Here is a 24,212-nt window from a genome sequence, read left to right as displayed (position 1 = left end):
GGAGGTGTTTCCGTTGAGAAGTAAGTTGAAACGTACGTTCTCAAGCTTATTAGTATCCTATCTGATTATTATGTTTTTCACCGTGTCGATTGGCGCAGTTATGTATGTTGTGGCATTGCGCGTCGTCGAGAAGGATGCTACCGAATCGAATGTATCCATGCTCAGGCAGAGTAGTGAAGTCGTGGATGCACGCTTGAAGGAAGTTGAGAATATCGTGACCCAGGTGAGCTTTCATCCCAAAATCAGCTCTCTTCTCAACGTCACCTCCTTAACAGGGGATTCGGATTCCTATAAGGCGATTGACACCTGGAAATATATACAAAATTATAAATTCACCAGTGATTTTATTGGAAACTTCTACGTTCATTTCAACAATACGGACTTGATTATGTCACCCAAAGATATGTCAATGCGCATGCCTATGTACTATCAAGAAACGTTAAATTTCAGCGGACTTACCTATGAAGAGTGGAACTCGGAGTTTCTGCAGAAATACCATAAAGGTGAGTACTTGCCAGCGCGTGATATTGTCGTAAACGGGAAACGGAATCCGTATGTGACTTATATTCAGTCCGTGCCACTAGGCTTTAATCATCCCAAGGGAACTATTCTCGTACTCATTCCAGAATCCGAAATTCATCGGTTGTTGAACCGACTTAACCTCCAGAACGGGGCATGGTCTTATATTTCTGACAACAATGGGCGAGTGATTACGTCAATTGGCGGCCAGAACGGTCTTCCTCATATAGAGAATTTGGCGCTTAACGGGAAAGAGGGCTTCATTCAGCAACGAATGAGCGGAGAGGATATGCTCGTTAGTTATTATACATCCTCGGAAACGAAATGGACCTACGTTTCGGCCATACCCACCCGACTGGTCATGAAGAAAGTGGATGATCTGAAGAAACTCAACGCGTTTATTATTCTGATAGGACTCTTCGTCGGTCTCATCATTGCCATCTTCTTTGCTAATCGGAATAGCCAACCGATTCGTGCGTTAATTAAACGTTTCGGAGAAAAACTCACTGGAATAAGTGATAACAATTCCAATGAGTATAGCTTCTTAGAAGGCTCTATTTCAAAGTTGATTGTGAATAACGAAGCCTTGCATTCAGAGATCCAACAGCAGATCCCGTTGCTTAGAGCTGCCTTAGTAGATCGTTTGCTGCGTGGTGAATTCAATGATTCGTATGAAATTGAAGCTTCGTTCGCTGATATGAGCTTACATTTGACAGGCAAATATTATAGTGTTGCTGTACTGCGGCTGAAATGGCATGAGGAAGGTCGGAGTAGTCTAGCTCATGATTTCCTGACAATGAAAAGAGTCATCATGAAAGAATTGCTTAGTAAAGAACTCGGCTCTTCGGGTTTCATTCATGATTTGGGGCAGGAGCGAATTGCTATTTTGATGAATTTCTCCGATGAGAATCGGGAGCATTTCGAAGAACTAGCGATGGGGACCATTCACAGGTTGAATGAGAGGGTGAATGAATTTACAGATATACAAGTGACGTTTGGCGTTGGCGGTATCTATGAAAACCTGCTAGACGTGTATCGTTCCTTTAATGAAGCCAATAAAGCGCTTGATATGTTGATGAATAGGAACGAGTCCTACGTGCTTCGCTATGACGAGATACCGAAGGATGATGAGGGCTACTACTATCCGATCGAAATCGAACAGCGAATGATGAATTTAGTGAAATCAGGCAATGAGAGAGAAGTCCGGAAGCTGTTCGAGGATATACATAGAGAGAATACGCAGGAACGACGTATGACAACGAATACGATGAGGCTCCTTATTTTTGATCTATCAGCGACAGGGTATAAATTAATCCATGAGGTTTTTCAGTTAAATGGGAAAGAGGAAGACCTCGCGTATCGAGATTTTATAGAACATGTTAGCGCATTTCAAGCTTTTCAAGATGCCTTTCGCTATATAACCGATACACTTGCCAGCTTGTGCCAATATGTCAACACACAGAAAAAGAGCCGCAATGTGGAGCTGAAGGATCGCATTATAGGATACTTACATAAGAACTACTCAGATGGCAACTTGTGTTTGGCGAATGTAGCGGAACATTTTCATATTAGCGAAGTGTACTTGTCCCAATTTTTCAAGGAACAGGTAGGGGAGAATTTCTCTAGCTATATGGAGCATATTCGTATGACCCATGCCTGTGAGCTCCTCATGAAAGAAAATCTGACGATCGATGATATCGCTAAGCAAGTCGGATATCACAATACGAATACGTTCTATAAGGCGTTCAAGCGTATGGAAGGCATTAGCCCGGGAACGTTCAGGAAAAATACGGGTCAATTAAGAAGTATATAAGGAATTGGATGTCAGTTCGGAGCATGGGCTCAAGCTGTGGCCAGTTCCTTTTTCTATGAGGTTTGAAGTGAATTCTTAATGAATTCCAATTGCAAAAGCAGAATCAAATGAATTTTTCTTAGTTTAATCCAGCTAATCAGTAGGTTTACAGTAGGCAGGTTAAGCAAAATATCATAATCTCAACTATGTAGATAGGAATAATACACTATGTAGGTGAGAGGAGATTATTTATGAGTTTAGGTTTATCGCGCAAACGCTATTCATTGTTCATGCTAGTTGTAACTGCACTGTTTACTGTGCAATTTTTCGCCTTTGGATCTTCGGTCACGCATGCTGCTACGCAAGCCACTTTTTATGTTGCAGCAAATGGCAGTGATACGAATGCTGGAACGCTCGCGCAGCCTTTTAAGACAATCGCAAAAGCAAGGGATGTCGTCAGGACTATGAATACCAATATGACGGGGGATATCCTGGTTTACTTACGTGCGGGAGATTACTTTAACGACACCACCATTACCTTCACGGAGTCTGATTCAGGAACTAACGGCTATAAAGTGATTTATAAAAATTATGATGCACTAGGCAGCGCTCGTCTGATAGGAGGTCAGAAGATAACCAATTGGCAGCTGCACGCGGGAAATATTTATAAAACGAATGTAGGCACGAGCTGGAGTTTCGATACGTTGTATGAAAATGGGGAGAGAGCCACACTCGCAAGGTTTCCGAATAATGGTTATAAGAAGATTAAAAGCAGTGATGCTTCGCAGCCGAAAAAAGCATTCATTTACAACAATGGCGATGTGCCGGCAATAGCAGATATCAGTAATTTGCAGGTTTATGTGTGGCCAGGGGCTGTAAATTGGGCTAATGAGATCTTGCCTGTCACCGCAATTAATACAGCAAGTAAGAAAATCACTTTGAGTGAGAATCAACGTTGGTCTTATTTGGGAACGCTTGGTGCAAATTCTCGCTATTTCCTGCAAGGGGCGATTGAACTGCTGGATCAGCCGGGTGAATTTTATCTTGATAAAGCGGCAGGCTATCTGTACTACTATCCAAGGAATGGCAGCATAAGCGCTCAGGAAATTATTGCCCCGAAAGTAGATAGAGTTGTAACACTGAATGGGAGCACGGCAACGAATCGTGTCACGAATATTCAGTTTGAAGGTTTGACATTCATGGTTTCCAATAGCACGTATCAAGATATGAATAGCGGGAAAACAGGCAATATCGTCATCCTCAACGCGGATCATATTACGATCAAAAACAACCGGATTCTGAATTCAGCTTCCAACGGTATTTCGTTTCCACCGAATGATTTTCAGACTACCCCCGTGAAAACCCGTGCGTATGACACGATTATTTATGGGAATTACATTCATGATGTAGGGGATAGTGGCGTGCGAATTACGGGGGCCGCCAATACGGCTGATTACACGCATACCGGTCATTTGGTATCTAACAATGAGATTGATGATATCGCTCGTACATCGACGAATGGTTCAGGTATTTATTTTGCAAATGCCGGCAGCACAGAAGCTTCTTATAATAAAGTCACGAACGCGACCCATTATGGCATTCAAGTAAAAGGAAGCAAATGGACCGAAATGCCAGCGGTGATCGAAGGCGTCACAGTGACGACAGCCAACCGGTATAATTTTAACCCAGGCCGTTATAATGTGATTCAATACAATGATGTGTCCAAAGTGAACCAAGACGCGCAGGATACAGGTATTCTCAAAACAGGCGGTATTGTCTACGCAACGATTAATAATAACCGATTGCATGATAGCGGCAGATTTGGGCTGCAGAAGGGGCTTTATCTGGACGATGTGTCAGATCACAATACCGTGACGAACAACATTGTCTATGGGCTGAAAGGCGGCACGAAAATTACCTATAACGTCAAAGGGATTGAGAATCTAGTTCAAAATAATATCGCTGACGCCACTGGCGGTGCCAAAGGTGTGCAGTTAAATGTCATTGGCGATCAACCAACACGAGATAACCAACTGCTGAACAACATTATTTTTAAGGCTAGAGTGTTCTATAATTTCTCCTCTTGGTCGAGCAATCGGGTGCAAGCTTCGAACAATAATACATTTTATAGTTCGACAGGATCCTATGCTTTCGTCAATATACCTGGAAGTGATACATTAGCAACTTGGAAAAATCTCTACAGTCACAAATATGATCAAAATTCAACAACCGCCAACCCGCAGTTCGTCGATGCGGCTAATCATAATTACACCCTGCAATCCACTTCGCCAAGCTTAGCACGCGGGTTTGTGCAAATCGATCAGAGTTCAATTGGTTTAAAAAGGGATTATCCCTACACCGATACAGCTGCCACGATGAGTATTGAAACGAGCATCGTTGAGCCTAGTCCGGATGCTTCTTTCTCAGAAGACTTTGAGAACGGCTTCGATGCGTGGACGCCTACGTATGGTACACCAACGGCAACAACTGCTCAAGCGCATGCGGGTACGCAAAGTTTTTTCCCGAATCAGGAGCAGGATGAGATTGTTCATGTAATGGGTGATGAAACCTATGGCATATTGACGGTGTGGTTCCACGATAACCTCAATTTCAACGATATGAAGGTTCGCGCTAGACTCAGCAGCACTTCAACGGAAGAGAACGCCATGATCGGCGTGGTTACGAATACATCAACGAATAAATATTCGTATTTAGTAGATGGCCAAACCTGGGTAGCTTCTTCTGTTAATCGCTCAGGGGGGTGGCACGAATTTAAGTTCGATCTCTCATCGGGTGTCGATACGAAGTTGTATATTGATGGTACTTTGATCGCGACGACGGACATTATTACTTCCTTCGATGAAATTTATCTTGGAGATGCTGCGGATACAACAACCACGGGAAATGTTTACTTTGATGATGTTAAATTGTTTGATGTGTATGAACAATATGAAGAATAAGGAGCGTCACATGTGAATGAGAAAAAGCCAAACATCGTAATCGTGATAACGGACGATCAAGGCTACGGCGATCTGGGTTGCTCAGGCAACCCGATCGTTCGAACGCCAAACATCGATCAGCTTTATACCGAAAGTCTGCGTCTTACAGATTATCATGTCGGACCGACCTGCGCGCCAACACGGGCAGGTCTGTTGACAGGGCATTATCATAATAGTACCGGTGTCTGGCACACAATTGGCGGCAGATCCTTGCTCCGCAAGGATGAAGTGAGTTTAGCGGATGTGTTTCGGGCTGAGGGCTATCGCACTGGTATTTTTGGGAAATGGCATTTGGGTGATAATTATCCCTACAGGCCGCAAGATCGAGGCTTCGATGAAGTCGTCGTGCATGGCGGAGGTGGGATTGGGCAGACGCCCGATTATTGGGGAAATGATTATTTTGACGATACGTACTATGATCACGGTGTACCCAGAAAGTTTGAAGGTTATTGCACAGATATCTGGTTCCGCTTAGGGCTGGATTTCATTGAACGTCATCAAGATCAACCTTTTCTGTGTTATATCCCCACAAATGCGCCTCATACACCACTGCATGTAGAGGATAAGTATGTGGAGCCCTATCGAGAAGAGGTGTCCGAGAAGCGGGCCAAATTTTATGGGATGATCACCAATATTGATGAAAATGTCGGAGGACTCCGCCGTAGATTGGAGGAGTTAGGACTATCTGATAACACGATTCTGGTGTTTACTACGGATAATGGTTCAGCCAATGGATGCGAGCTTGATGCGGATGGTTTCGTCACAAGCGGCTTCAATTACGGGATGAGAGGGAAGAAGAGTTCGCCCTATGAAGGGGGGCATCGCGTTCCATTCTTTCTCCATTGGCCCAATGGCGGGTATGGGGTAGGTCAAGACATATCCCACTTAACTTCGTATGTGGATATTATGCCTACGCTTATGGAGCTTTGTGAGGTATCTTCTCCGAAGGTGTTGAATTTCGATGGACAAAGTCTGAAGCCACTACTTGATCGTGTGGAACAGCCTTGGCCCGACCGGGCTGTCGTCACCGATTCGCAGCGTGTGCCAACACCCGTAAAGTGGAAGGATAGCGCGGTTATGCGAGGGAACTGGCGGTTAATCAATGGCAAGGAATTGTATGCGTTGCAGCTGGACCCTGAGCAGAGAAGTGACGTAGCGGAACAATTTCCTTCTGTCGTTGCACAGCTGCGATTGGATTATGAGGTGTGGTGGAGCAAGGTATCGAGACAATTTGATGAAGAGATTCCGATAAGTATTGGATCAGAGCAAGAGCTCATTACGAAAATAACTTCGCACGATTGGCGAGGTGATGTAGGGGATTGTGCTTGGAATCAAGGAGATATTCGCGCAGGCAAAATATGCAATAGTTATGTTGAACTGCTGGTCGAGACGGATGGCGAGTATGCCTTCGAGCTCCGGCGTTGGCCGCTAGAAGAAGACCGCGATATCACAGGTGGGATTGATGGGATTTTACAAGGATGGTATAGCGGGGGTGTAGCGATTGCGGTGACCCAAGCTACCTTGAAAATTCGTGATGTTGAGATGACGAGTGCTGTGACAGAGGCAGACAAACATATCACGTTCACGCTGGCATTGCGTGCGGGTCCTGCACATTTGCAAACCTATCTGGAAGATGATGAGGGCAACATTCGAGGGGCTTATTATGTATATGTGAGTAAGCGCGTGTAGCACGGTTTCATTGGCTGATCAATATCGCAAAAAAGAAGCTCCCGTCTATCTCACGGGAACTTCCATATTACCCTTCATAAGCTTCCCAATAGGATTTACCTAGAGGGTGGAGTCGATCATCCCATTCCTCTCGGTAATGAAACAGCAACTCCCGCAGCTCGGCTGCCACTGACTCATACACGGGCTCATGAATCAAATTGGTCGTTTCGAATGGATCCTGTATCAGATCGAATAATTGCGTTTCTCGTACATTTCCGACATATTCAATGAGCTTATAGCGATCATTTTTCACACTGCGAATCAGATCACTATAGGCAAAATAGAGCGATTCCCGCAAGCGTACGGTTGGATTATTCATCATCGGAAGCAAATTCAATCCTTCTACGGTGGCAGGCGTTTCTACGCCAACTAACTCGCAGAGTGTTGGGTAAATATCAAGCAAGTAGGCGTAGTTGTCAAGCTGGAGCCCCTTTGGAATACCGGGTCCTGCTAAGATGAGGGGGACGCGGATGCTATGTTCGTAATGGCTTTGTTTTCCCATAAGGCCATGTTGACCTACGGCAAGCCCGTTATCTCCGGCAAGGAGGATAATGGTATTCTCTGCTTGACCGGATTTCTCTAAAGTAGCAAGGATCCTGCCGATTTCCTCATCAAGATGAGTGATCATCGCATAATACTCTAATAGATGCCTCTTAATCTCAGACTCTGTCCGCGGATATGAAGCTAGTTCTTCGTCGCGTATTTGCTTTGCGCCATAGTTAAAAGGATGCTCACCCATGAAATTAGGGGGTAGAGTAAGCTCATCTACATTGTACATCTCTCTAAAGCGTGGGGGCATGGTTCTTGGATCATGCGGCGCCAAATAAGAGACATACATGAAAAAGGGTTCATCGGAGTCGTAATTTTCCAGAAATTGCACAGCTTCTTCACTAAATACATCTGTAGAGTGCTTACCCGTGGAGAAATAATCGCAATGTACATCAGTGGTCTTACTCTCACGAAGGAAATTCTGAGTGAAAGGGATGAGATTCTCATATGTACCTGTCGGATCGAAGTGACAGAGCGGTACATTCCAATGATCCCACATCCCACCAAAGAAGACCGAATTCCCGTCCGAAAAGCTCCTGCCGAAAGAAGCAGGACCATTGTGCCATTTTCCCGTTGCAAAAGTTCGATAACCAGCACCACGCAGCGTTTCGCCGAGCGTTTTGTGCTCGGGCGGGATGTTCTGACCATTTTTCTCAATGTGAAAAAGCGTGCGACCTGAATGCAGCATCGCTCTGCTTGGCATACAAATGGCTGGTGAAGTACCGCTTGGGATATGTGCTTGAGTAAAGGCGGTGCCACTGGCAACAAGCTGATCCATGTGAGGTGTAATGATCTCAGAATTTCCCAAGGCTTGAATGGTGTCAAAGCGCTGATCATCCGTAAATAAGAATAAAATATTCGGCTTTTTTGTCATAGACATCCCTCAATGAAAGTTATTTGAATACGGTTACTTCTAAGTATAGGCGAACAAGCGCAGTATTTACATAGAAGGGGAGGCGATTAAGATGTCAAATTTGGAGGATTCTTTCGCGCGATCTCGCCGTTTATTTCATCAATTGATGGCACGCATGCCCTATGACTGTCATATCAAAATCCATAGCTGTTATAACCGCATTGTCCCACGGCATTGGAAGTTTCAAGATCGTATCAATAGTGACTATCACCTTGTGTACATCAAAGGCGGTGAAGGTCAGTATGACATTAATCATTTCCCGGTCCCATTTGAAAAAGGGAAAATTATCCTCGTCAGCCCGGGGATGGTTCACACGGCAGTTCAAGACATACGAAATCCACCTTCGATCATACCTGTTCGTTTTGGCTTTTATGACAATCGTACGAAGGGGATGGTGAGCCCTGATGTTCAGCCATTTAGTCTTTCTTACATCTCACATGACACGTTGGCCTTTCAGATGTTATTCGAGAAGTTATATGCCTACTCCAAGCATGTTGCAAAGCCCTCTGGCGAGGCTTTATGCGGGACAGTGTTGAGTGAAATACTGCTGAAAATGCAATTGGAATTTACAGAGGAAAACAAGCTGTTATCCCTGGATGAACGAATTGAGCGAGTCCAACGTTTCATGGCACATAATCCGCAGCAACGCTATTTGCCGAATCAATTGGCTGAGATGGCCGGACTTTCGGAGAAATATTTTCGGGAGTTGTTTAAAAAGCAAGTTGGTCAGACGCCCATGGCATACCAGGTCATAGTTCGCATGAATTATGCAAGGCAACTGCTTATCGAGAGTGGGCAAAAGGTGCATAAAGTCGCGCTGTCTCTAGGGTATCCCGATCCGTATTCGTTTTCCAAACAATTCAAACAAATCATGGGTTACCCGCCAATTGCTCTAAAAGGGTTGCGACAAGAAGAAACCTACTCACTCCAAGAAACGTAAATAGTCATCGCTCTCGCTTATTTCGGTATGACGAAATGCAAGGGGGGACATGCCGACCATTTTATGAAAAACTTTCCCGAAGTAACTCAAACTGCTGTATCCGCAAAGTGCAGCAATGATCGTGATGGATAATCCAGGGTCTCGCAAGAGTTCAGCTGCCTGTTCGATCCGTCGGTTTCGGACATAATCCATCGGTGTAATCCGGTAGTAGAGAGGAAACATCTTGCATAAATAATATTTGTCCAACTCAGCGACGTCGGCTAACTGATCTAAGGTAAGATCGTCGGCAAGATGCTTCTGAATAAATGCAGCAACTCGCCTGTAAGGTGGGGGAATGTCCAATTGTGAGGGGGCTCCCCCTTCTATAAAGCAGCGCTGAAGGGACAACAACCATTCATAGATCCGAAGCGAAAGGTCAAATCGGTCATTCAACTTGTTCTCAGCTGTATCGGTATACAATCGCCAAAGCAGATGGATTGGTACCGTATCAGCATCCAATTCTAGAACCGGTTCGTACGTTTGAAGTATGTCTTGTCGCAACCAATCCTCTTTGACACCCTCGAATCGAATCCAAATGAACTCCCATGGTTCTCCAATCGACGCATCGAATGTATATTCATGATCGCTAGGAATGGCGACGACGAATGCATGTCCTTTTGGAACCGTGTACATCTCTTTCCCAATACGAAGTTTCCCTGCACCTTTTAACGAAAACTGAAAGATGATTCCTTGGCCGCCGCGCTTAAGACCATCCCATCGATAATTCTCGTCACTCACCGAGCTGTGCCCGATCGAAATGAGCTTATACAAGTGACGATCAGCACCGCCTGTATATCTAAAACCATATGATTTATGCACAATATATTACCACCTATGTTCAAAATGTTACTATATTTTCTGCGATTCATTGGATATATAATGTCTTTAATAGATAATATATTACCATATTGGAGGTCGCTGAGACTATGTTATTGAAGGATTGGTTGGATTGTTATGTTCATCTGGAAGGGACTTGCTTGTATGTCGGCAATGCCAAGATTGAAAGGAAATGGTCATTTAGCCATGGTTGGCCAGTCAGTGTCTCCATTTTGGATAAAAACAAAGGCGTGGAATGGCTCGCAAACGAATCCAATACGCCGATGTTTCAACTTCCTGGATGGTCTGTTGATCTCCTGCCAGAAACCATTTATCTATCCACTTTAGTCAGTAATGACTTTGGCATTTCACAACCTTACTTACAAACGAATGTAGATATGTACAATCAGGCTCAACAAACGCTGTACCGTTTGACGATAAAACTTTATCCAGATGCTGCATTTGTTCGACATGAAATCACCGTGATTCCTGAACATGATGTCATTGCTAATGAACTCGAATTGACGCGACAAATTAAGCCATACCTAGCCTGGACGAAGGCGGATTTTACTGATAATGGCATGGATACACCATCATTACTTCGATTAGATACAAATAATAAGCAAAAAATGGGTGAGTTAGCTGATAGTTGCGATCATTTGGAACTTCGGGATCTCCATTGTCGATGGGAAACTATGCAGTTCCTGGATCAGACCGATACGAACAACAATTTAGTAAGTCGTGACACAGGCTTGCTGTATGTGAATGAGAAACGGCGTTTACCAGGTAATCTGCTGTTCTTGAAGCGGACGCTTCAGCAGAGTGGGTTGTTAGTAATGAAAGAAGGACCAACATTGTTGGGAAATTATCATAATACCAGTATGGATTTTCATTTCCGCGGAAAGAGCTTGAGCATGACGGGGACGGGAATTCGGCAAGAGGATCTTGCGCAAAAGGAGGAACTCACCACCTACGGAATTACGGTTGGTGTTTATGATGGGACTACCATTGGGGGATATGATTTGCTGCATACCTATCATCGCAATCTTCGTATGCATCATTCAGCTAGGGATAGCTTCATGATGAGCAACACGTGGGGGGATCGATCGAAGGATGGTGCGATTAATGAGACCTTTCTGATTCGTGAACTGCATGCCGCTGCGGAGCTTGGTTTAAGCATTTTGCAAATTGATGATGGATGGCAGAAGGGGGTAACGGTCAATTCCGTAAATGCCGCAACGAAGGGGAATGGGGGGCTTTGGAGCGATTATTATAGCGGCGATGGGGACTTCTGGGAGGTGCATCCGGACAGATTTCCAAACGGACTCACACCGATTGTTGTATTAGCGCAAGAACTAGGGATTGGCTTAGGTCTATGGTTCTCACCCGATGCAAAGAATGACTATGTGAATTGGGAAAAAGATGTCGCTACGCTATTGCGACTCTATAAGGATTATCACATTTGTGCTTTTAAATTAGATGGTATTGAGATAAGCTCCAAACTCGGTGAGAAGCGACTACTTACGATGATGCGTTATGTTTTGGCTGCAACGCAGGGACACGTTGATTTCAACATCGATACAACAGCTCAGAAGCGCTTAGGTTACTTTGGACAAACCCAATACGGCAGCATATTCTTAGAGAATCGCTACACCGATTGGCGCAATTATTACCCTCATTGGACACTTCGTAATGTATGGATGCTCGCTCCTTACATGCCGACTTCGAGATTGCAAATGGAGTTTTTGAACGTCAATCGCAATAAGGAGAAGTATGCGGAAGATCCATTAGCTCCTGCTGCTTGTGGGCAAGTCTATGCTTTCGCCGCAGTCGCATTCGCAAATCCATTGGCATGGATGGAACTAAACAGCCTTGAGGATAAACAAATGGCAAGTTTAACCAACATCATTCAAGCATTAAAGCCTTATCATTCTGACATTGTAGCAGGACATGTGTTGCCTATTGGGGATGAACCAAATGGCGCGAGTTGGACGGGGTTGCAGAGTATGTGTGGACCTACTCATGGTTATGTGCTTATCATACGTGAGCTTCATGAAGCGGATTCGACCGCCATTAAGCTATGGAACGTACAGGGTGTTCTGCAAGTAACGGAATTGATTCGAATGGATGTAAGGGATGAGGTAATTAGCGATTCAACACATCAACCTCAGGAATGGGAGTCAACCCCGCAAGGAGATTATGTGGTTACCCGACCAGCGCCATTCACGTTTGCCATATATCGATACGACATCGTATCTAAGTAAAAAAAGAGGTTGGCCCGTTCGTGATCGTTGCGAACAAGGGCTGACCTCTTTTTGATTTCTTTGACTCAAGGAAGTGTCTTTTCATATAGAAGAACGTTGAAGCCGTCAATGATAGATGAACCTTTTGGCTGATAACCGTTTTTTCAAAAAGCTTCTGTGCCCCTAATTGATTGGAAAGCGTGTCGAGGATTAGATGTTTAATGCCTAGTTCGCTCGCTTTTTGTTCTAAATGAGAAAGGATTTGTTGACCATATCCCTTCTTTTGATGACTAGGGTGAACGCGAAGGCGCTTAATTTCGGCTTTGTCTTCTTTTAGAAGCTTTAACCCGCCCATTGCCACAACATTCCCTTCAGGCCCTATCCCCACTAGAAACTCTCCGCCATCGTTTAAATACTGTTCAGGTATGTGCAAAATATCATGATAATGCTGATGCGTAGGTTCGACATTGGCTTCAGAAATGACAAGTAAATGGATTCGCCACAAATCATCTGTATCCAATGTGGAGTAACGTTGTGTTTTCATCATAGGTTTCTCCTCCGTTTTATGAAGATTTCTTAAAATATCTTTAAATGTAATATAAACTAACATAAATTTGGTGACAAATAACATTTTCTTATAAATTATCATGAATAATGAAATAACTCCGCACATTATTACGATAAACCTGACATTGTTTTCTAGGGGGATATTTTAATACATGTAAAAAACGTTGAATTTTCACTATGGTTTTCTTGGCGAAAGTAAATAGGGAAGACTAGTGATGTGAACTATTTAGAGAAGTTTCACAAAATCGTTTGCTAGATAAAAATTTTTGTGAGTATATATAACGTAATTTAGTGGATATCAATAAGCGGATATAAATTGCGAAGGGGAAAATGAAAGCGAAAACAATGGTTTAAAAGCGTATATTTCACCAAAAATTTATATATAATGTTCGTCTTTTTAATGATTTATGTTCATGAGTACAACTTATTGGTAAATTTTTGTTGAAATTAACGAAGATGCAGAGTATATTTATAAAAAGGAATAAATGTTAGGTTATTTTACACAAACAATTGATTTTTAGTGATTTTTATTGATTACCAGTAAAGTTAACATTAAATGTTACTTAAACTAAAATAGGAGTGTGAATGAGGATGAAGAAAAAGATAGTTTTGGTTGGAAATGGTATGGCTGGTGTTAATTGTATGGAACAATTGCTAAAACTTGCCCCGAATTCATACGAAATCACGATCTTTGGTAAAGAACCTCACCCTAACTATAATCGGATCTTACTTTCTTCGGTTCTGGCCGGAGATGCAGATATGAAGGATATTGTCATTAATGATTGGTCCTGGTACACGGATAATAATATCACTTTGCATACAGGTCATACCGTTAACAAGATTGATACAGAACGCAAGTTAGTTAGTACAGATCGTGGAATCACGGTGCCCTATGATGAACTGATTCTGGCAACAGGATCGATGCCTTTTATGCTTCCTTTACCTGGAGGAGATAAGGAAGGCGTTATCGCTTTTCGTGACATTCAAGATTGCGAGACGATGATCGAAACGGCTAAGAATTACAAAAAAGCGGTTGTTATCGGTGGTGGTCTACTGGGGCTTGAAGCAGCGCGGGGATTACTGAATCTGAATATGGAAGTATCCGTCGTTCATATTAACGAGTATTTAATGAATCTCCAACTTGACCGAACGGCATCCATGCTTCTGCAACAAGAATTGGAACAACAAGGGATGAAATTCCTGCTCAAGAAAAACAGTGAGACGATTTTAGGTAAGAAACGTGTAACAGGACTTCGGTTTACCGATGGTTCGGAAGTTGAAGCCGATCTTATTGTGATGGCTGTTGGGATAAGACCCAATGTTGCACTGGCGAAAAACAGCGGAATTGACATCAATCGAGGCATCATGGTGAATGATTTTCTAGAAACGAGTGTCCCGCATATCTACTCGATTGGCGAGTGTACAGAACATCGTGGTGTCGCCTATGGGTTGGTAGCTCCACTATATGAACAAGGCGCAGTATTGGCGAAGCGTTTGGCTGGTGTGAGTACAGATGGTTATCAAGGTTCTGTCGTTTCTACCAAGCTCAAAGTTTCTGGTGTTGATGTGTTCTCCGCAGGCGAATATGCAGATAAACCGGGTACGCGAGCTGTTCGAGTACAAGATGATTTTGATGGTATCTATAAGAAAGTTGTTATTCGTGAAGGGAAAGTGATCGGGGCTGTCTTGTTTGGGGACATCAGTGATGGCTCAAGACTGTTCGCCATGATTCGTAACGGTGAGGATGTAACGGGTAAAGAAAAAACGGTACTCCTTGGTGATGGTGGCGGCAAGACGAAGTCAGGTGTTGATCTAGTTGCTGACATGAGCGCCGATGAAATCGTATGTGGTTGTAATGGTGTTTCCAAAGGAGCCATTGTCCAAGCGATTCAAGAGAAAGGCTGCTCCAGCGTGAATGATATCAAAGCATGTACCAAAGCTTCCGCTTCTTGCGGGGGGTGCAAGCCGCTTGTAGCCGATGTGCTCACTTATGTCCTAGGTGCTGATGGTGTAAAAACCGTGAAGGAAGGGATTTGCGGTTGCACAACGCTAGGGAGAGATGAAGTTGTAGAAGCCATTCGCACGATGCAACTTACGACGACCAAAGAAGTAATGAACGTTCTCGAGTGGACCAATACAGAAGGTTGCTCCAAGTGCCGTCCAGCTTTGAATTACTATCTGGGGATGGTGTGGCCGGAAGAGCATGAAGACGAAAGAGAGTCTCGTTTCGTTAACGAGCGTAATCATGCGAACATCCAAAAGGATGGCACGTACTCCGTCGTTCCGCGTATGTACGGCGGCGTTACGACACCAAAGGATTTAAAGAAAATTGCTGAGATCGCTGAGAAATATGAAGTCCCCCTTGTGAAAGTGACTGGCGGACAGCGTATCGATTTGCTTGGCGTGAAGAAAGAAGACCTGCCTGGCATGTGGGCTGATCTCGATATGCCTTCAGGGTATGCGTACGGCAAGTCACTGCGTACAGTGAAAACATGCGTGGGCTCCACATTCTGTCGCTTTGGTACCCAAGATGCCATTGGAATGGGCATTCAGCTTGAGAAGAAGTTTGAGCGCCTGTACACACCAGCCAAAGTGAAGATGGCCGTCTCAGGGTGCCCGCGTAACTGCGCGGAAGCGACGATCAAGGATTTTGGTGTTGTCGCTATTGACGGCGGCTGGGAACTCCATGTGGGTGGTAACGGAGGAACGAAGCTGCGTGGGACGGATCTTTTATGCAAAGTGAAGACGGAAGAGGAAGTGCTCGAATGGTCAGGCGCTTACCTACAATACTATCGAGAAACTGGAAAGTATAATGAACGCACTTCGGAATGGTTGGAGCGTGTGGGGCTAGAGACAATTAAATCGACATTAGCGTCAAGCGAAGATCGTGCTGCCTTTAATGATCGCATCAATAAAGCATTATCTCTGTTGAAAGATCCATGGAAAGAGATCATTGAAGAGAAGGCGCTACGCCAAACATTTATACCTATGGAAGAACAATCGGCAGCTTCGATTTTGAAATAGAAGGGATGAGGCATATGAAACGGATACACATTGGTCATATTTCAGAAATTGCTTTGAAAAGATCGCGAGTTGTACGCATTGGCGACTTAGAAATTGCCGTTTTCAAGCTTTCAGATGGCGTTATCAAAGCGATTGAGAATCGTTGCCCGCATAAAGCGGGTAAGCTCTCAGAAGGCATCGTCTGTGATCATCACGTCTTTTGTCCGCTTCATGATTGGAAGATTGACCTGCACAACGGCCTCGTTCAAGCGCCAGATGATGGTTGTGTAGCGAAATTCGAGGTTGAGATTGAGGACGCGTCCGGAGAGATGTATTTGCATATTTCAGAAGAGCGTATCCTAGCATCCTAGCAAGGGGGAGTAACAATCATGCGACATAACGGATCTTTACTTGCTCTGGGATTATCCACGTTAGCTATGATGGCATCCTTCGTGATCTGGAGCGCTTTTTCTCCAATTGCTGGACAAATACAAGCGCTGTTTCAGCTAAGCACGATTCAGAAGAGTCTGCTGATCGCAACCCCCGTACTTCTGGGCTCGATCTTGCGAATTCCGATGGGGATATATACAGATCGTTTCGGTGGTAAGCGCGTATTTGCAATAACGATGTTGTTTCTAACGATTCCTCTGCTTATCGCAGGGTTCGTGCATACGTACTGGATGCTGCTGCTGTGTGCACTATTTATTGGGATGGCGGGGACGACCTTTGCCATTTCCCTCACTTATGTATCGCGGTGGTTTCCGCCAGAGAGACAGGGACTTGTGCTTGGTTTAGCTGGACTTGGCAATTTGGGTGGTGCGGCAGCTAGCTTTTCTTTGCCTTTCGTGTTTAATAATTACGGTTTTCAATGGGTGTTTTGGAGCTTGGCGATGATGATTGTCGTTGTGACGGCCATCTTTTGGATGGGGACAAAGGATTTGCATTTGCCCGTGCACAAAAAGACTTTTAAGCAATCCATGGTCGTGCTCAAAGCTCAATCAACCTGGTATTTATCATTTTTTTACTTTCTAACTTTTGGTGGTTTCGTTGCCTTCGGCGCTTATTTACCGACATTTCTTAAGGATTTATTTGATCTATCCGCAACAGATGCTGGCTTGAAAACGGCAGGATTTGTTATCATTGCGACACTCATTCGACCGTTAGGCGGCTATATGGCCGATCGCATAGGTTCACGAAGTGTACTTGTCGTTGTTTTTGCTGGTATGATTATCACTTCGATTGCATTATCCGTGTCATTGCATCAATTCGTATCATTTAGTGCGTGTTGTCTAGCTGCTGCCGTCCTACTTGGCGTAGGGAACGGAGCTGTCTTCAAAATGGTGCCTGAAGTATCTTCCGGAAATACAGGTGCAGTTACAGGAATCGTTGGTGCAGCAGGTGGACTAGGGGGCTTTTTCCCACCTATTGTACTAGGTATTGTGAAAGATTTCTCAGGTGCGTATACGTTGGGTTTCATTTTGCTTATGGTATTCGCATGCGCTTGCCTTTTGTTAATTCTAGCATCAGGTCGTATGGTCATTAACAAACAAAGCAAATTGGCATAAGCCCTATGGGGAATGTGGAGGTGAATGAGTATGGGTAGACAGAAACTTGTCTTAATCGGTAACGGTATGGCTGGCGTTCGCTGCGTGGAAGAAATTCTAGCACTTGCTCCTGAACGTTTCGAGATTACTATTTTCGGCAGTGAGCCGCATCCGAACTATAATCGGATTATGTTATCGAAGGTGCTGCAGGGTAGTACAACGGTTGCTGACATTACAATTAATGATTGGCAGTGGTACCAGGATAAAGGGATTACGCTTTATGCGGGAGATCCTGTGATACGTATAGATACAGCGCAACGGAAAGTAGTGAGCGAGAAGGGACGTATCGTAGAATACGATCAACTCATACTAGCAACGGGTTCGCTGCCATTTATGCTTCCTTTACCAGGTGCAGATAAACCTGGCGTGACAGCATTTCGTGATATTAAAGATTGCAATAAAATCATAGAAACGTCCAAAAACTATAAGAAAGCTGTTGTCATCGGTGGCGGTTTACTTGGATTAGAAGCGGCACGAGGCTTGCTTAATCTAGGGATGGATGTCCATGTCGTTCATATTTACCACCATTTGATGGAACGTCAGTTGAGCCCTACGTCTGCAGGTATGATGCGCATAGAGCTGGAAAAGCAAGGGATGAAATTTCTGCTCGGGAAGCATACTGAGAAAATTCTTGGAAAGAAACGAGTTGAAGGGCTTCTTTTTAAAGATGGGAGTAAAGTGGAGGCAGATCTGATCGTTATTGCGGTCGGTGTACGCCCGAATATTAAGCTTGCAATGGATAGTGGTATTGAGACCAATCGTGCCATTATGGTGAATGATTATATGGAAACAAGCGTGCCAGGCATCTACGCAGTTGGGGAATGTGCGGAGCATCGGAATATGGTTTATGGTCTCGTAGCCCCGCTGTATGAACAAGGTAAAGTACTGGCTAAGCGGATATGCGGCCTGGAAGTCGAAGGCTACCAAGGTTCAATTCTATATTCCCAATTAAAGGTCTCAGGCGTTGAAGTATTCTCAGCTGGTGAAATTCGCGATTCTGAAATAACAACCTCACTGAAAGTCATTGATGGCATCAAAAAAACATATAAGAAGATCGCAATAAGAGACAACAAAATCGTAGGAGCCGTGCTTTATGGCGATAGCAGTGAGGGGAATAAGCTGCTCGGCTATATCAAGCAACAAGCGAATGTGTCCGTATTAGAAGAAGCGTCGGCCGTAGGAGGCGCTGCTGATGAAACGTACGCAGCTTCTCTTGCGCTGACGGCGACGGTGTGTTCTTGCAACGGTGTAACCAAAGGCGGTATTCTCGAAGCCGTCAAGGACCACGGTTGTGAATCCGTCGAAGATGTTCGCGCCTGCACGCGAGCATCCAGCACTTGCGGTGGCTGCAAGCCGCTCGTCGCAGCGATGCTGCAGTTGGCGCTGCAGAGCAAGGACGCGCCGGCAGCGCCCAAAGAGACGGTGTGCGGCTGCACATCGCACAGCCATGACGAGCTGCGCGACGCTGTGCGCAGCGCTAGCTTTGAGACCGCGCAAGAAGCGATGCATGCGCTGGGTTGGACCCAGCCGGCCGGCTGCGCGATCTGCCGGCCGGCGGTGCACTATTATGTCGGCCAGGCGCGAGGCGCTGCTGCCGACCAGTCTAGTGCTGAATCTGCTTCGATTGATTCAGTAGTGAGTTTGCTCGCTGATGGCACGTTCGCCATCACGCCACGCATGTACGGCGGCGTTACGAGCGCCGAGCAGTTAAGGCTTCTTGCCGATGTGATCGATAAATATCACATTCCGGTAGTGAAGCTTTCAGGTGGTGCGCAGCTGGATCTACTTGGCATACCTGAAGAGGAAGTTAGTTCTATTGGCGCTGAGATCGGTCAATCGGCATCGACAAGCGCTCAGTATGGTAGAATGATATCATCTGTTGCAACATGTACGGGTATCCATTATGACCGTGGTGCGCTTCAAGATTCGATCGGATTGGGAATTAATCTCGAAAGTCGATTAGCTTATGTACAAATGCCAGCACAAGTACATGTCGGAGTTTCGGCAAGTCCGTTGCACCGAGCAGGTACGCTTACTAAGGATTTAGGTCTTGTTGGTGTTCCTGGTGGATGGGAAATCTACGTAGGTGGCAGCGGAGGAAGTAAGCTTCGACAAGGGGAACTTCTTTGTATGGTGCCAACGGAGGATGGAGCACTAGCGTTATCAACCGCGTTCCTGCAGTGGTACCGTGAAGAAGCGAATTTCGGTGAACCGACAGGACAGTGGGTGGAGCGCATAGGAATGACTCGCCTACGAGAGGGACTCTTCGATCTTGTGTTCCGCGCGGAGCTAATATCGAGAATGAACCTAACGAGGATAGGTACGGAAAAGCAGCAAGTAAATCCGCAGCGCACAGCTGCTTTGGCAAGGTGAGCCTATGCATATACAAATTGAGCAAGAGCAAGTCGTTCAGGATTCCTTACATGTGATAGATACACAATGCCCTTTTTGCAGTGTGCAGTGTAAAATGCAAATCATTGAAAAAAAGGATATAACGAACGGACGCCCCGTTTATTCAGTAGTTCCAAAACCGAATCTGGCATCAGAAGGACGGTTGTGTATCAAAGGGATGAATGCCTACCAACACGTCCTTACTGGCGAACGGCTGCTTCACCCCATGGTGAAGCGAAATGGTCAGTTCGAACGGATTTCATGGGAGGAAGCTTACGAGCTTATTGTAAATAAGTTCGGTGCACTTCGACAAACCTATGGCAATCACACGGTGGGCATGTATGGCGGTGGTTCGTTAACGAATGAATCCGCCTATCTACTAGGTAAGTTTGCTCGCGTGGCACTGCAAACGAAGTATATAGATTATAATGGCCGATTTTGTATGTCGGCGGCTGCGTCAGCAGGTGTTAAAGTATTTGGGATTGACCGCGGGTTAACGAATCCATTGTCCGATATTGAATTGGCCGACTGCATCCTGCTTGCGGGTACGAATATTGCGGAGTGTCAACCAACGCTCATGCCCTATTTTACAAGAGCGAAAGAGAAAGGTGCTCTCATCATCGCCATTGATCCCCGAGAAACGGGTACGACACGTATTGCAGATATTCATTTGCGTGTGAGGCCTGGGATGGATGCGACGCTAGCCAATGGTATGCTCAAGGTTCTGCTTGAGGAAGGCCTCATTGATGAACAATTCGTCGAACAAAGGACAACGGGATTCGCCGAATTGAAAGCTCATCTAGATGGGCTTGATATGGCTGAAATTGCCCAATTATCAGGTGTTTCCGCTGAACTCATTCGTAAAGCGGCGCTGAGTTATGGGAAAGCGAATACGGGAATGGTTTTTACAGCAAGAGGCGTGGAGCAACAAACGGATGGCCATATGGCCGTTCGGAACTTCCTGAATCTCGTTCTGCTTACAGGTAAAATAGGCAAGCCTGGCTGCGGTTATGGCGCCGTCACTGGCCAAGGCAACGGGCAAGGTGGTAGGGAACATGGTCAAAAAGCCGATCAACTCCCTGGCTATCGACTGATTGAGAATCCAGAAGATCGTTCTTATATCGCGAATGTGTGGGGGATCGATCCAAACGAGCTGCCAGGCAAGGGAGTATCTGCTTACGAAATGATGGAGAAGGTCCATGAGCAGGAGATTCGAGCTTTATTCGTCATGGGATCGAATCCACTCGTTTCGAATCCGAATGCGAACTTCGTTGAAGAAGGCCTGAAAAAGCTCGATTTTCTCGTCGTTGCTGACTTCCTCATCTCTGAAACGGCACAGCTAGCTGATCTGCTTTTGCCAGTAACAGCCTATCTAGAGAATGCAGGGACGTTAACGAATCTCGAAGGACGCGTATTATTGCGAGAAGCGGGTCGTCCTGCGCCTGGCGAAACGAAGCATGATTGGCAAGTCCTCTGTGAACTAGCTGAGAAGCTGGGGAAAGGTCAATTCTTCCCATTTGAGGATGTCGAAGCCGTCTTTAACGAGCTCCGCCTTGCAAGTCGGGGAGGGACGGCTGATTACTACGGCATTACCTACGACCGCTTACGGAATGAAGAAGGCGTCTACTGGCCTTGTCCAGAAGTGGTGCATCCAGGTGTTAAGCGGTTATTTGATGTCTCGTTTCCGCTGCCAGCTGGAAAAGCGTTATTGACGACGGTGGAGAATCATCTGCCGAAGGAGCAGGTCAGTGGAGAGTTTCCGTTGTATCTAACCACGGGGCGCGTGCTTACGCATTATCTGACAGGCGTGCAGACACGCAAAAGTCCGTCTTTGGCCGCGCGTGAAGTGGAGTCGTTCATGGAGATCCATCCCAAAACCGCGAAAAAGTACCGCATTGAGGATGCCACACTTGTAAAGATGATGTCCAAGCGCGGCGAAATTTATGTGCGAAGCCGTTTCAGCGATGCCATCCGCGAAGATACAGTCTTCGTGCCTATGCATTGGGGAGATACGCAAAACGTCAACAAATTAACGAATGACGCTCTGGATCCAACTTGCAAAATGCCTGGTTTCAAGGTTTGCGCTGTACAAATAAGTCCTTTAGTAACGGAGTATGCGTAAAAAGAACAAGCCGAACTCATCGATTTTACTGCGATGAGCTCGGTTTTTTTGCATATGTGTAACGTTCAGCTATGAACCCTTTTTCTGAATCGGGTATAATAGGGATGATCTTACATTTTAGGAGCGGGATAAGGATGAAACGAACGACAATATTAATCGCTGATGATGAGGCGGAAATCGCCGATTTGATTGCGTTACATTTAGAAAAAGAGGGTTACCATCTCATCAAAGTATCCGACGGGAAAGAGGCCATTCAAGCGATTGAGTCTCATGCTATTGATCTGGCGATTCTAGATATTATGATGCCGAAGATGGATGGCTATGAAGTGACGCGGCAAATTCGTGAAAGGTATTCGTTACCGATTATTTTTTTGAGTGCCAAATCTTCTGACTTGGATAAGATAACAGGTTTGGTCATGGGTGCTGTTGATTATATGACGAAACCTTTTAATCCGATGGAATTAGTTGCTCGCGTGAATGCACAGCTCCGGCGGTCCATACAATTGAAACAACCTGCTGCAGTTAGTAGTCCTGTCTTGGAAACGGGAGGGGTGACTATTGATGCGGATCAAAGGTCTGTCCTCCTTTATGGCGAGAAGATTGAGCTTACACCAAAAGAATTTGATATTCTGTACCTTTTAGCAAGTCACCCGAAGAAGGTGTTTAGCGCGGAACATATTTTTGGACATGTATGGGGGGAAGCCTACTATGAAAGTGGTAACACCGTCATGGTTCATATCCGTACGCTGCGCAAAAAACTTGGCGAAGATATTAACAAAAATAAGTTAATTAAAACCGTATGGGGTGTGGGATATACATTCAATGGCTAATCTATTGCGCAGCTTTCGATCTAAGATGATCGGTTTGTTGGGGCTCAGCTTGCTGATGTCCGGCACTTTTACTTTTATTCTTTATCGCGTATTGAAGCTATATTACTCAGGCGTTCGCAGGGAAGATCCTGTAGCTAAATTGCGTCATTTTGTGAATACGATTGGCGATTTAAACTTTTTCTTGATGGTGTTTGTACCGCTTTCTATTCTATGTTTCTTCTTCCTAACGAAGCGCTATGCCACCTATTTTAACGTGATTTCGACGGGAATTCATCGACTTGCTGGCGGAGACTTTCATAATCGCATTCATATTGATTCCAATGACGAATTCAAGGATATCGCGGATGATATTAATATGGCGAGTGAGAAATTACAGCAAGCTGTCGCACGTGGGGATTTTGCCGAAAGTAGTAAGGATCAGCTCGTTTTGAACTTAGCGCATGATCTACGTACGCCGCTTACTTCTGTCATTGGTTATTTGGATTTTATTCTTCAGGACGAGCAGTTATCGAGGGAACAAATGATCCATTATACGACCATTGCTTTTAATAAATCACAACGATTAGAGAAGCTGATTGATGAACTATTTGAAATTACACGGATGAAATATGGCATGTTAAGTGTCGAGAAGAAGCCTATTGATTTAAGCGAGCTGCTCATTCAACTCAATGAGGAATTGTACCCCGTTTTTGAAAAGAGCAATTTGATCAGCAGAGTCAATGTTACTCCGCATCTGGAAATAGCGGCAGACGGGGAGCTGCTAGCTCGTGTATTTGAAAATCTATTGACGAATGCCAATCGATATGGGAAAGATGGCAAATATGTGGATATCAATGGTCTTCAAGAAGGGGAAGAAGCGGTGGTTCAAGTGATCAACTATGGCAATTGCATCCCAGCAGATGAACTTCCTCATCTCTTTGAGATGTTTTATACAGGGGACCAAGCTCGCACCCATCAGGGGGGCAGTACGGGACTCGGCTTGTTTATTGCGAAGAACATTGTTGAACAGCATCACGGAACAATTACGGTTCAAAGCGATGTGATTCGGACACTTTTTGAAGTGAGATTGCCACTTTACTAATTGAATTTAAGAAAAATTTTATGTTTGTCCCACTTTCAATTTAAACTGTTTTCTTTATTCTAAATGCAAGCAAGGT

The 24,212-nt window shown here is 44.9% G+C and carries 15 protein-coding genes; 12 read left to right on the top strand and 3 right to left on the bottom strand.

The genetic code is table 11. The features are described from left to right. Nucleotides 1-13 precede the first annotated feature (13 nt). The 3 genes from AC58QM_RS22185 to AC58QM_RS22175 all read left to right on the top strand — a co-directional run bounded on the left by AC58QM_RS22185 (nucleotide 14) and on the right by AC58QM_RS22175 (nucleotide 6,999). On the top strand, nucleotides 14-2,332 hold the full coding sequence (locus AC58QM_RS22185; RefSeq protein WP_497287031.1) for a helix-turn-helix domain-containing protein: 2,319 nt from the start codon (nucleotides 14-16) through the stop codon (nucleotides 2,330-2,332). A 230-nt stretch (nucleotides 2,333-2,562) separates the two neighbouring features. After that, nucleotides 2,563-5,271 carry a right-handed parallel beta-helix repeat-containing protein gene (locus tag AC58QM_RS22180; protein ID WP_497287030.1) on the top strand — a complete coding sequence of 903 codons (2,709 nt, stop codon included), beginning with the start codon at nucleotides 2,563-2,565 and terminating at the stop codon, nucleotides 5,269-5,271. A gap of 12 nt (nucleotides 5,272-5,283) precedes the next feature. Continuing rightward, on the top strand, nucleotides 5,284-6,999 hold the full coding sequence (locus AC58QM_RS22175) for an arylsulfatase (RefSeq protein WP_497287029.1): 1,716 nt from the start codon (nucleotides 5,284-5,286) through the stop codon (nucleotides 6,997-6,999). A 67-nt stretch (nucleotides 7,000-7,066) separates the two neighbouring features. On the opposite strand, the gene AC58QM_RS22170 is transcribed toward AC58QM_RS22175, so the two are convergent. Next, complete coding sequence (locus AC58QM_RS22170) at nucleotides 7,067-8,461, bottom strand: sulfatase family protein (RefSeq protein WP_497287028.1); 1,395 nt, start codon at nucleotides 8,459-8,461, stop codon at nucleotides 7,067-7,069. Nucleotides 8,462-8,552: 91 nt separating this feature from the next. On the opposite strand from AC58QM_RS22170, the gene AC58QM_RS22165 reads away from it, so the two are divergent. Continuing rightward, nucleotides 8,553-9,440 carry a helix-turn-helix transcriptional regulator gene (locus tag AC58QM_RS22165; protein WP_497287027.1) on the top strand — a complete coding sequence of 296 codons (888 nt, stop codon included), beginning with the start codon at nucleotides 8,553-8,555 and terminating at the stop codon, nucleotides 9,438-9,440. On the opposite strand, the gene AC58QM_RS22160 is transcribed toward AC58QM_RS22165, so the two are convergent. Continuing rightward, complete coding sequence (locus tag AC58QM_RS22160) at nucleotides 9,423-10,298, bottom strand: helix-turn-helix transcriptional regulator (RefSeq protein WP_497287026.1); 876 nt, start codon at nucleotides 10,296-10,298, stop codon at nucleotides 9,423-9,425. The genes AC58QM_RS22165 and AC58QM_RS22160 overlap by 18 nt on opposite strands. A gap of 107 nt (nucleotides 10,299-10,405) precedes the next feature. Here AC58QM_RS22160 and AC58QM_RS22155 point away from each other — a divergent pair, with 107 nt between their 5' ends. Beyond that, nucleotides 10,406-12,559: an alpha-galactosidase gene (locus AC58QM_RS22155; protein WP_497287025.1), complete on the top strand. Its 2,154-nt coding sequence runs from the start codon at nucleotides 10,406-10,408 to the stop codon at nucleotides 12,557-12,559. Here AC58QM_RS22155 and AC58QM_RS22150 read toward each other — a convergent pair. Then, nucleotides 12,552-13,085, bottom strand: a complete 534-nt coding sequence (locus AC58QM_RS22150) for a GNAT family N-acetyltransferase (protein ID WP_497287024.1) — start codon at nucleotides 13,083-13,085, stop codon at nucleotides 12,552-12,554. The genes AC58QM_RS22155 and AC58QM_RS22150 overlap by 8 nt on opposite strands. A gap of 611 nt (nucleotides 13,086-13,696) precedes the next feature. On the opposite strand from AC58QM_RS22150, the gene nirB (AC58QM_RS22145) reads away from it, so the two are divergent. The 7 genes from nirB (AC58QM_RS22145) to AC58QM_RS22115 all read left to right on the top strand — a co-directional run bounded on the left by nirB (AC58QM_RS22145) (nucleotide 13,697) and on the right by AC58QM_RS22115 (nucleotide 24,136). After that, nucleotides 13,697-16,129, top strand: a complete 2,433-nt coding sequence (nirB, locus tag AC58QM_RS22145; RefSeq protein ID WP_497287023.1) for a nitrite reductase large subunit NirB — start codon at nucleotides 13,697-13,699, stop codon at nucleotides 16,127-16,129. Nucleotides 16,130-16,143: 14 nt separating this feature from the next. Beyond that, a complete protein-coding gene (nirD, locus tag AC58QM_RS22140) occupies nucleotides 16,144-16,479 on the top strand; it encodes a nitrite reductase small subunit NirD (RefSeq protein ID WP_497287022.1) in 336 nt (111 codons plus the stop codon). Nucleotides 16,480-16,497: 18 nt separating this feature from the next. Further along, nucleotides 16,498-17,673, top strand: a complete 1,176-nt coding sequence (locus AC58QM_RS22135; protein WP_497287021.1) for an MFS transporter — start codon at nucleotides 16,498-16,500, stop codon at nucleotides 17,671-17,673. 30 nt (nucleotides 17,674-17,703) lie between these two features. Then, nucleotides 17,704-20,085 (top strand): nitrite reductase large subunit NirB, encoded by a 2,382-nt coding sequence (gene nirB, locus AC58QM_RS22130; protein WP_497287020.1) that lies wholly within the window; start codon nucleotides 17,704-17,706, stop codon nucleotides 20,083-20,085. Between the two features lie 4 nt (nucleotides 20,086-20,089). Further along, complete coding sequence (nasC, locus tag AC58QM_RS22125) at nucleotides 20,090-22,225, top strand: assimilatory nitrate reductase catalytic subunit NasC (RefSeq protein WP_497287019.1); 2,136 nt, start codon at nucleotides 20,090-20,092, stop codon at nucleotides 22,223-22,225. A 134-nt stretch (nucleotides 22,226-22,359) separates the two neighbouring features. Beyond that, nucleotides 22,360-23,055, top strand: a complete 696-nt coding sequence (locus AC58QM_RS22120) for a response regulator transcription factor (protein ID WP_497287018.1) — start codon at nucleotides 22,360-22,362, stop codon at nucleotides 23,053-23,055. After that, complete coding sequence (locus AC58QM_RS22115; RefSeq protein ID WP_497287017.1) at nucleotides 23,048-24,136, top strand: sensor histidine kinase; 1,089 nt, start codon at nucleotides 23,048-23,050, stop codon at nucleotides 24,134-24,136. The genes AC58QM_RS22120 and AC58QM_RS22115 overlap by 8 nt, the downstream gene beginning before the upstream one ends. The last annotated feature ends 76 nt before the right edge of the window (nucleotides 24,137-24,212 follow it).

The organism is Paenibacillus sp. J22P165, from assembly GCF_059692015.1.
Note: the sequence above shows the minus strand (reverse complement) of the source record. Positions and strands in the feature narration are given on the sequence as shown.

Bases quoted from the DNA above. Each gene is read 5' to 3' on its own strand.
- AC58QM_RS22115 (WP_497287017.1), top strand. From the start codon at position 23,048: ATGGCTAATCTATTGCGCAGCTTTCGATCTAAGATGATCGGTTTGTTG.
- nirB (WP_497287023.1), top strand. From the start codon at position 13,697: ATGAAGAAAAAGATAGTTTTGGTTGGAAATGGTATGGCTGGTGTTAAT.
- AC58QM_RS22120 (WP_497287018.1), top strand. From the start codon at position 22,360: ATGAAACGAACGACAATATTAATCGCTGATGATGAGGCGGAAATCGCC.
- AC58QM_RS22170 (WP_497287028.1), bottom strand. From the start codon at position 8,461: ATGACAAAAAAGCCGAATATTTTATTCTTATTTACGGATGATCAGCGC.
- nirB (WP_497287020.1), top strand. From the start codon at position 17,704: ATGGGTAGACAGAAACTTGTCTTAATCGGTAACGGTATGGCTGGCGTT.
- nirD (WP_497287022.1), top strand. From the start codon at position 16,144: ATGAAACGGATACACATTGGTCATATTTCAGAAATTGCTTTGAAAAGA.
- AC58QM_RS22155 (WP_497287025.1), top strand. From the start codon at position 10,406: ATGTTATTGAAGGATTGGTTGGATTGTTATGTTCATCTGGAAGGGACT.
- AC58QM_RS22135 (WP_497287021.1), top strand. From the start codon at position 16,498: ATGCGACATAACGGATCTTTACTTGCTCTGGGATTATCCACGTTAGCT.
- AC58QM_RS22150 (WP_497287024.1), bottom strand. From the start codon at position 13,085: ATGATGAAAACACAACGTTACTCCACATTGGATACAGATGATTTGTGG.
- nasC (WP_497287019.1), top strand. From the start codon at position 20,090: ATGCATATACAAATTGAGCAAGAGCAAGTCGTTCAGGATTCCTTACAT.
- AC58QM_RS22165 (WP_497287027.1), top strand. From the start codon at position 8,553: ATGTCAAATTTGGAGGATTCTTTCGCGCGATCTCGCCGTTTATTTCAT.
- AC58QM_RS22180 (WP_497287030.1), top strand. From the start codon at position 2,563: ATGAGTTTAGGTTTATCGCGCAAACGCTATTCATTGTTCATGCTAGTT.